At 42.5% G+C, this 9,844-nt stretch carries 7 protein-coding genes and 1 pseudogene; 4 read left to right on the top strand and 4 right to left on the bottom strand.

Annotated elements, in window-relative coordinates:
* Positions 1 to 1,296: PDC sensor domain-containing protein (locus F6K49_RS30645; RefSeq protein ID WP_293102706.1), on the bottom strand; the 1,296-nt coding region annotated here is incomplete at its 3' end.
* A 484-nt stretch (positions 1,297 to 1,780) separates the two neighbouring features.
* Between F6K49_RS30645 and F6K49_RS30650 the strand changes: the two genes are divergently transcribed.
* Together F6K49_RS30650 and F6K49_RS30655 are read left to right on the top strand one after the other, a co-directional pair.
* On the top strand, positions 1,781 to 2,815 hold the full coding sequence (locus F6K49_RS30650) for a phosphate/phosphite/phosphonate ABC transporter substrate-binding protein (protein WP_293102691.1): 1,035 nt from the start codon (positions 1,781 to 1,783) through the stop codon (positions 2,813 to 2,815).
* Between the two features lie 149 nt (positions 2,816 to 2,964).
* The gene (locus tag F6K49_RS30655) at positions 2,965 to 3,111 is read left to right on the top strand and encodes a hypothetical protein (RefSeq protein WP_293020171.1); all 147 of its coding nucleotides are present in this window, start codon (positions 2,965 to 2,967) and stop codon (positions 3,109 to 3,111) included.
* 38 nt (positions 3,112 to 3,149) lie between these two features.
* On the opposite strand, the gene chrA is transcribed toward F6K49_RS30655, so the two are convergent.
* Positions 3,150 to 4,388 carry a chromate efflux transporter gene (chrA, locus tag F6K49_RS30660; RefSeq protein ID WP_293102694.1) on the bottom strand — a complete coding sequence of 413 codons (1,239 nt, stop codon included), beginning with the start codon at positions 4,386 to 4,388 and terminating at the stop codon, positions 3,150 to 3,152.
* A gap of 10 nt (positions 4,389 to 4,398) precedes the next feature.
* A complete protein-coding gene (locus F6K49_RS30665) occupies positions 4,399 to 5,409 on the bottom strand; it encodes a sulfotransferase (protein ID WP_293102697.1) in 1,011 nt (336 codons plus the stop codon).
* Positions 5,410 to 5,720: 311 nt separating this feature from the next.
* On the opposite strand from F6K49_RS30665, the pseudogene F6K49_RS30670 reads away from it, so the two are divergent.
* Together F6K49_RS30670 and F6K49_RS30675 are read left to right on the top strand one after the other, a co-directional pair.
* A pseudogene (locus tag F6K49_RS30670) lies at positions 5,721 to 6,323 on the top strand (transposase family protein).
* A 1,444-nt stretch (positions 6,324 to 7,767) separates the two neighbouring features.
* Complete coding sequence (locus F6K49_RS30675) at positions 7,768 to 9,453, top strand: hypothetical protein (protein ID WP_293102700.1); 1,686 nt, start codon at positions 7,768 to 7,770, stop codon at positions 9,451 to 9,453.
* Positions 9,454 to 9,555: 102 nt separating this feature from the next.
* On the opposite strand, the gene F6K49_RS30680 is transcribed toward F6K49_RS30675, so the two are convergent.
* Positions 9,556 to 9,690, bottom strand: a complete 135-nt coding sequence (locus tag F6K49_RS30680; RefSeq protein WP_293102703.1) for a hypothetical protein — start codon at positions 9,688 to 9,690, stop codon at positions 9,556 to 9,558.
* Positions 9,691 to 9,844 lie beyond the last annotated feature (154 nt).

Genomic DNA, 9,844 nt, shown 5'->3' on the forward strand with positions numbered 1-9,844 from the left:
CTTTGGAGGCATTTCGGAGTGCCATATCTTACCGTTTTGTATGTTGGCTGCAGGAAAATATGGACGTATTTTTAAGATATAAAGCGAGTTTAGGCTTGATTTGGGCTTGATTTTTGCTAAAGTCCCACTAGCAAAGCCTATTGCCGCTTTTCTACCCGCTGCTCTGAGTTCACTAAGTTTGATCGAGACGGCCACAGTCCAATTGCTATCAGGAACTGCAACCAATATATAGTGCCTGCTATTATGATCAAAGGTGGCCAGCTTTAAGTTTGGGAAAAGTTCTGAATTAGCTGACTTTATGGTCAGTCCCTTCTGTTGGACTGTTTTCCCAGTTTCAACAGCTTCGAGCAAAATTTTTACGTTCTGTACAAGTACTTGATCCTTTGCCCCGAGCAGTTTCTGTGGCTGGTCTTTACTCTTCCCTTGGTAGATGGTATCAACAACAGCCACAGTGTCGTCTTTATTCAGGGCTAGTAGCTGCATAGATTGAGAATCCCCAATTTCCAAATCCTTCAGCAGGTTTTTAAATATGGTGCTGAAAACCGAGGCAGGCAAAACTCCTCTAACAACCCCTAGGAATTCATCAGTTGCTGGGTCTGTGATCGCTTTGCTGAACTCAATCACGAACCGATCGTCAGTGTGATCAAATTTCGTGTTAATCACCTGCTGACTGGGATCATTTTTTGCATATTGCCACCAGTATTCATCCCGTTGGAGAAAGTCAGGAGTAGGACTGTTGTAAGCCACATTAAACCCGTGCTTTTCGGTGAAAGATATCTCGGCAAACTCATACATTTCTGTAGTTTTACGTAAGTAATCATTGAGAGCTTGATTTGGCTGGATTAACCGGGTAGCCGAGAAAGACTCTTCAACCTCGTCGTAGGGTAATTTGGAAAGGTTTTGATCTTGAGAAACTTTGGCTGCAGTGCTAGCCGCCTCAACTACTAGAGGGCTAGCTGCCAAAGTAGCAGGTATTCTTTTTGCTTCCTCCAAAAATATATAGAAAACTCTGCCCGCAACTAGGGTTTCACTCTCTAATAGTTGCTCAGCTTGCTGTTGGGAGCTGCGGGAAATAGCACTGTAGCTGAATAGTCCAGCCAGACCTAGAGGGGTTAAAACCGCTGGGAGAATGGTCTTCAATAATTGAGTGCGCAGATCATTACTTTTCCTTTGTGGTTGGGAATTGTTGGAATCGGTGGGTTGACTTGATTGTTGATGGTAGTGCTGTTGTCGATCTTGGGTTATCCCTTGAGGTATGACTGGTAATTCCCAGGGTAAGTCTTTTGAACAATGCATAGGACTGTGACTATTTTTCCGATCAGGATAACTATAGGGTTTATAAACGAGTTGTGAAAATCCATAAACCAAAAATTCTTGGTATTACAGGAATCTTGGCCGGGTGAGAGTTCACAACCTATTTATAATTTATAGATTGACTACAGTTTTTAATGTAACCATATTTATCTAGGAATTAATCTCAGTCAATTAACTGAATTTTATGCCTTAAGAGTTACGCCAATTTAATTAATATACGCTAGGGATAGTAGTGATATAGTCATATCTAACTCTACAGGTAGAGTTTTTGGGAGTTTTTGTGTATGCTCGCAACTGCTGACAGTAAAAACTAAGGCTGGCTAAGAGATATCTAAAACTTCATCGAAACTTCATCGAAAATTTATCAAAGTATCCATCAATTGAAATAACTCTTGCTAAATAAAAAATAAGATATATTTTAAATTATTTTTATGATTCTTATTATTGAAGAATTTAATTGGTTTTGATGGTTAAAAATCTAGTAAACTCAATAAGTTATCAACAGACAATAATTCATCTGTTGACTGGTGTATCTATTGCTCTTATCCTAGGGCTTACCGCCTGCGAGAAGAAACAGTCTGCAAACCCATCAGTGATACCCGTTGATACTTCCCATCAACAAGTGTCGGACAATACTGTCCGGGTGGGTGTGCTGATCATTGATAGCGTGGATTCTGTCAAACAACGGTATCAGCCACTCCTAAACTACCTCTCTGGGGTGATTAATCGCCCTTTCTCCTTAGTACCTGTTACCCAAGAAAGTCAATTCATTGAAGTAGCCCAAGGTAATTTGCACTTTACCACCAACAATCCTCTGGCAGCTGTGCAAATCCGTCGGCTCTACGATACGGAATTTCTACTTACCCACTCTCGACCTCAGGTGGGTACAAAATTTGGTGGTCTGATCATCGTCAGAAGCGATAGCAATATCTACAAGCTGAAGGATCTGCAGGGTAAGAAGGCAGCCTGCGTGGCTTTTCAAACGGCGGCGGCTGGCTGCACTTTCCAAATCTATCATCTGCTTGAACATGGTATTGACCCGTTCCTGGACTTCAGCAGTTTTGTGGAAAACAAATCACAAGACAAGATCGTGCTTGACGTAGTCAACGGCAAAATTGATGTTGGGTTTATCCGTACAGGTCAATTAGAAAAGATGCTCAACCAAGGCTTGTTGGAAAACCTGGAACAGCTGAGAATCCTAGATTCGGCTAAGGACGAATTCTTCTATACTCATACCACCCAGCTCTATCCCGAGTGGCCAATTGCTGCGGTTAAGGGTACTGACCCGCAATTAGTCGCAGCAGTGACCGACGCGCTTCTGAATATCCCAGCAAATCATCCAGCCCTGGCAGCTGCTAAGATAGAAAAATTTTTACCGGCAGAGGATTATGGCTCCCTGGATAAGCTGATTGAAACGTTGACGCTAAAAAGTTGGCATGCTAATAGGGATCCGTTTAGGAATTCTGGGAACAGGCAACAGGGAGTAGGGAGTAGGGAGTAGGGAGTAGGGAACAAAAATTCTCACCATTCCTACACGGATTGCTATAGCATTTGTATTTGAGATGTAAACCGAGAAGGTGTTATTTTATTTTACTAAAAAACTCTGGAGCTCTTGCCCCTCTTGCCTTCCCCTCCTGGGAGGGGTTAGGGGTGGGTTCCTCTTGCCTCTTGCCTTTTTCGACAATCTATAACTTTACAACTTGTTTTAAAACTCTATATTATAGCAATCCTAAATCAATTGAGAGAATGTTTGTTCCCTGTTCCCTACTCCCTGCTCCCTGCTCCCTGTTCCGGTGATCCGCTGTTCCCTGTTCCCTTTGCTATAGCAACCCATTCTAGATTGAGTAAAGTACTAAGCCGAAAATTCCAGCAATCGGGATAATCAACAGCACCTTCACCCGGAACCGCCACAGGGCAACTAGGGCTGCGGCAAAGATCACCAGGCTGCCAACATGAAATTCAGCACTCCCAGCTACTACAATAGCAGCGGTAATGATCATGCCAATGACGGCAGGACGAATTCCTTTGAGCGCCGCCTGAATCACTGTAGATTCTTTGATATGTTTCAATAAGTGGGAACAGGTTACCATCAGCAGTCCTGGTGGTAAAAAAATTCCTACTGTTGCTACTATTGCTCCCGAAATCCCTTTCACCACATAACCGATGAAGGCAGCGCTGATCAGAATTGGTCCAGGAGTAATTTGTCCAATTGCGATCGCATTAGCAAATTCTGTCTGAGTCACCCAACCGTAAGTATTCACCACCACTTCTTGAATCAGGGGAATGAACACGTAGCCTCCACCAAATAGCATCAGGCTCATTCCCGAAAATGTCACGAATAGTTTCCCGAGGCTGGTTTCCCCCAAAAAGGGTAGGGGAATCAGAGACAGCAACAGAAAACTCAGGAGGATGACCAAGGTGATTGATAGCTTCAGCCAGGAAATCCCTTCAATTGACTCCTGAATGGGTTGAGCTTGGGAACTTTCCTGTCCCGACTGCTTAGTTTCACCTAACCAAAGCCATCCTACCAATCCAGAACCCACCACGACTAGTACAGTAATGTAGAATCCTCCTATTACCTTGAGTAGGACTGCCGCTATTAAAGCAATCACTAGTTCCCGCCAGCCTTTGATCGCTTTTTTGCTCATGCGGCTGGCGGCACTCAAGATAATCGCCACCACCGCAGGAATAAATCCCGCAAAGGCTTTTTGAAGTGCTGGAATTTCGCCGGCCTGGAGATAAGCAATGGTTAAACCAATTACCAGGATAAAAGAAGGGAGCAACACACCGATGGCACTGACTACAGCCCCATTAGTCCTCCCCAAGCGATAGCCCACATAGGCTACTACGTTAGCAGCAACTGGACCAGGTAAAACAGTGGCTAAGGAAATGCCGTCTAGCATATCTTCATGGGTGAGGAGTTTGTGCCGCCGCACCATCCGATTCTCCACTACGGAAATCAGAGCCATGAAACCGCCAAAGGCTATACTTCCGATCTTGAAAAAGTTCCAGAACAGAAACCAAAGGGATACCGACTCGGAATTTTCCGAGTTTACATGCAGTTTTTTTAACATAGTCAGTTATTTAAGCCACTACGGTCTGACGTGCTTTAATCTCTTTGAGCAGACTGGCTTGGCGATCCCGTCGCTTTAAGTCCTCAGGATCCATCGTTTGGCGGACCTCTGCTTTTAAGCTTTGGTTAATCGCATTAAATTTAGCGATCGCAGTGCTGCTGAATTTGATTTCTTTACTTTGAAGAATCCCAACCCGTTCGTAACCAAGAGCATCAAGTACATCTCCGGCCACTAATTCAAAAATCAGGATTTCCTCATCCGTAGCTTCCTGGAGAAACTTCTTAGTGTTTTGTTTAATGACAGGTTGGGTGACATTAGTCCATAAGGAGCTAGACGTTGCAGCATTCGATGCTTCCTGGGATTGATGGAAATCCAGCATCTCAGGAGTATACTGCACGCCTAGGAAATTACACAGATCCTGCAGAGTAGTCTCAGGAGAGCTGATTAGGGTTTCATAACTGATGCTGAAAAACCTATCGGGACTTAGGCGAGAGCGCATCTGGAGTGCTAAACGCTGAGCTTTTGCCCATTCTTGAGCAATATGGTAGAAGTGCTTTTCCCCAACCACTGCCTTCTTAAAAGAAAGCGCTACATCTCGACCATCCCGGTACAAATAGATAAATTTAGCGTTTTCCAAATAGGCGGTAATCTCTGGCAGGTAGTAAACGTTGGCTAAACTTTTGCAACACCATTGCTTTGCTCCCCAAGTTTGTCCCATAATATCGTAGACAGAGGCAAATATCGCCACCAAAGACCGCTCTCGGCAAAGGGAAATGACTTCCTTTGTATCTAAATTCACACCCTCCCAAGGGACGGGATTGAGTTCCACTAAACGACACACATCATTGACTAAGAGGGTAAAGGTGTCCGTTTGACTCAAATCCCCATAGCTAGGTAGTAATGGCATCATCCGCTGCAATATGTGAGGGGAGTGGGGAGCAGCGATATCACCGATCTGATTCAACATCAGGCGCAATAAATTAGAGCCTGAGCGTTGGGTGCCGATCATAAAAATAGACATAACTTTGAGCTATTCTCATCACTAGACATCTCCATAATACCATAAAATTCTACAAATAGAGTATAATGGAAGGAATTAGTCATAGATAAACTGGAAAAATGAGCAATTATACTTGGGAATATATTCAAAAACACCCTAAACAAACAAAAAGGTTATTAGGAATTAATTATGAGCAATTAATAAAACTGATAGAGCAAGGAAAGCTTATAGCTAAAGAAAAACAACAAGAGAATGAAAAAAATAAAATTAGACTTATTAAAGCAGGAGGTGGGAATCATCCAAAATTATCTGAGGAAGAACAAATAATTTTGATGTTAGTTTATCTGAGGCATAACTTAAGTTTTCAACTTTTAGGTTTGCTTTTTAAAGTAAGCGAGTCAACGGCTCATAACTTATTTAATTATTGGCAAAAAATCTTTCAAGAAGCCTTACCACCAAGTCGGTTAGAACAAGTAAAAAAGTTCCCGGAAGAAGTAGAACAGATTAAGGAAGAATTAACCAACTATGAATTGATAGTAGATAGTTCAGAGCAAGTCATCGAGAGACCTTTAGACTACCAAACCCAAAATAAATATTATTCAGGTAAACAAAAAAGACATACTTTTAAAAGTCAGTTTGTGGTTTTACCAAAAGGACAAGAAATTCTTGATGTAGTTGTGGGAAAACCAGGACCAATGAGTGACATTAAAATATGTCGCCAAACTTTAAATAAATTTGATGAACACCAATTTTTTAGTGGAGATAAAGCTTATGTAGGATAATCGCAAATAACTACTCCGTCTAAGAAACCTAAAAATGGAGAATTAACTGATTCACAGAAAGCCGATAATAAACTTTTATCAAAATCGCGAATTTTCGTAGAGCATTTGATCAGAAGAGTGAAAATATTTAAAATTATTAAAGATTTCGTTTAAATAAAAAGCGTTATGAATCGGTAATATTAACTGTTTGTGGCTTAGTAAGATTAAGAATTGGCTCTCTAATTTTAGAAATAACAGAATCGGCTGAATGTGGTCAAGTAATTGACATTGTAATGACTCATAATTTTACTCCAAATTTGGATAATGAGACTCCAAAACCTGATGAAATGGTTCCTATGGCTAAATTTTGAATCAGTTATTGACCCCCTTAGTTTGATTGCTGTGACTTGATTACAGATTATTGGAGATGTCTACTGAATTCCAATTGCTGACCTTGATCACCGATTAAGTAGAAGCAGCCATCAGAAAACGTTGTGGTTGCAATGCAGCACAATAAAAGCTTGGTCTTCACCAAACCAACTCTCCCTAGCTGTGAGTGGAGCGGTGTTTAGCTAACTAACCGTAAGCATATGCGCTACGCGCACGCTACGCGAACAGCTCTCAGCTCTCAGCTCTCAGCTCTCAGCGCGTAGCGCATATGCTTACAAATTGTTTAACAACCGATAAGCGCGTTTATATCTTGGTTGTAAACAAAATTATTGCCGGAAAAAGCAAAAGCTAAGAGGCAAAAGTAAAGATGGGAAAGAGATACAGAGTTTTATTGGACAATAAAAAAAGACCTCCTATGTTTACATCTGATTTATAAATCCTATAAACCAGATCACTCCTTCGTTAACTGATTACCAGATCCGGGATAACAGCCAAAAATTCAGCACTATGACTAAAGTAGACCGGCTAATTGATTGACATTAAGACTGTAGGTTGATGGGGTGATGGGATAATAATATCAAATTCGGTTGAATACCGATAATAAAAGTGTGGGGAGATGGGGAGATGGGGAGATGGGGAGATGGGGAGATGGGGAGATGGGGAGATGGGGAGATGGGGAGATGGGGAGATTTTTATTAAGGGTAATTATCCTGACATCATATAACACGCTTGTGAAACCAAATGTCATAGGATTTAATTGATCAATTCAGCAAAACTGAAGCCAAACTGAAACCAAACTGAGAAAAAAAGCAAAACTGAGACAACTGAGACAAAAACTGAGACAACTATTATGCTAACTTATGCTATATAGCGCCTCTGAATAGGATTAATTTCATCGGTTTATGATTCAACCTGAGATTAGTCTGAGAAAAATCTAAGCTCACCCTGGGCTAAGTATGAAAAAAATTATACAACTAAGCCTAGTTAAAATAACTGAGGTAAAAAACTGAGACAAAAACTGAGACATTAGGCTCTGATCCGAATGCCATTGTAGAAATATAGACACCTTAGCGACTAGACAACAGCGCTAATGCCCTGTTAAAACCGATGGTTTTTGCCTAAGGGTCAATGTTTGCCTGAGGTTACACACACTACACTGGTCTATTGCCGGTAGACCAGTGTTTACTTCCAGTCTCAACTTAATTCACTTGCATTCGGAGGAACTTTGATGTCAAACACTTTTATTCCCACTGGAGAAACTCTAACCGAGCCCGTAGTACTACCCGGAGTAGGGGATTCTTTAACCGTATTCGGTACATTGGATGTTGATGGTAGTGCTGTTGATATCACCGGCACTAATGCCAGCATCTTTAATGCAGAGACAGGCACAATTGATGGTAGCTTCAACGGTGTCAACTTCGTTAATGGTGGTGTTTCTTCTGGCACATTAACCAACCAAGGCTTGATTACTAGTGATAGTCGTCCGGTCAACATCGGTGGTCAAAACATTAGGGTGGATAACTTAGCCCAGATTATCTCCTCTGCAAGTCCTCGGGATGGTGTCGTTTACGCTGACCAGAGCGCTACATCCTATGATATTTTCAACGGTCGTGATGCTGTTATTGATGTCGGTGAGGGCAATGATGGAGATGCCATTTCTCTACAACTCGGTGCTAATGTCACAGGCAGTGTGGTTAATCAAGGTACGGTGATCGGACGTGGTGTGCCGGTCGGTAATAACCAAGCTACTGCGATTCGCCTGAGACAGGGTACTAATACTGACCTCTCAGTCTTCAATGGTGATATTATCAATGAAGGCACGTTGATCTCAGAAACTGACAGTGGTGTACTGATTGAGTCGGGAGTCGAACTCAACGGTACAATCGTTAACACCGGTACGATTGATGGCGCTTTCAACGGCGTTAGCTTTGCCAATGGCGGTACCTCTTCTGGCGCGCTGCAAAATTTCGGTACTATCACTAGTGCTAGTCGTGCCGTAAATATCGGTGGTCAAGATATTAGCCTGCAAAACTTCGGTGAAATTCTCACCTCTGCCAGTCCCCGGGATGGTGTCGTTTACACTGACCAGAGCGCGCTTTCCTACTCGATTGTCAACGAAAGAAGTGGTCTGATCGATGTCGGTGAAGGAAATGATGGAGATGCCATTTCTCTACAACTCGGTGCTGATGTCACAGGTAGTGTGATTAATCGGGGTACGGTGATCGGACGTGGTGTGCCGGTGGGTAACAACCGAGCTACTGCTGTTCGCCTTAGACAGGGTACTAATACTGACCTCTCAGTCTTCAATGGTGATATTGTCAATGAAGGCACCTTGACCTCAGAAACTGATGCGGCAGTACTGATTGAGGACGGAGTCGAACTCAACGGCGAAATCATTAACAGGGGCACTATCAACGGTGGTGTTGTTGCAGGCAGCCCTCAGGTGGCTATTGATGTTCAGGATGCTGAGGGTGACGTAACTATTGTTAACCAAGGCACTATCAACGGCGATGTTCTACTCAGTGCGGGTGATGATACCTATGATGGTATCGCAGGCACTGTTAATGGTACTGTTTTCGGTAATGAAGGCAATGACACTCTGATTGGTGGTAGCGTTAATGATGTCTTGAACGGAGGGGTTGGCAATGACTTGTTAACTGGCAATTCAGGTGCAGACATCTTCGCCTTCGGCAGTGAAATCTTCCAAGACGGTTTCCAGGACTTTGACCAAATCACTGACTTTCAGGCAGCGGATAGCTTTGATTTCGCTGATGAGTTCTTGGGCAATATTAGTTTCGGTCGCGAAACAGTTAGTGGTCAAGAAGCCGTAGTAGCCATCCTTGGCGGCGAGGATAATCTGACTGTATTCGGCAATCTTGATGCTGCTGAGCAGGCATTTAATGCATTTGTGTAACACATTAGTTTAATCCCAAGACTGTTCCGATTAGTTCTTACATAAAAGGTGTTTACCCAAGACTGTTAGCGATCGCTAGTTAGATTAGCGATCGCATTTTTTTTATAAGCTCAATAGCTTACATAAAAACCATATAGCAGTTTTCAATTGGGTGAGGTATAAATTCCTAGGGAGTAGGGAGTAGGGAGTAGGGAGCAGGGAGCAGGGGGAGCATGTCACCTTTGTAATTAGGTACATGGATCCCCCCTAACCCCCCTTAAAAAAGCTATGCTTTATAAACATATTTCTTTACAAAAAACTTGACAAAAGTAACTTGATATGATTAGTGTGATCAAAAAACTTGACGTCCCACGTTCTCGCTCAGTTTGTATAGGAAAAGCCTTTTGCCAAA

It is taken from the genome of Moorena sp. SIO3I6 (assembly GCF_010672095.1).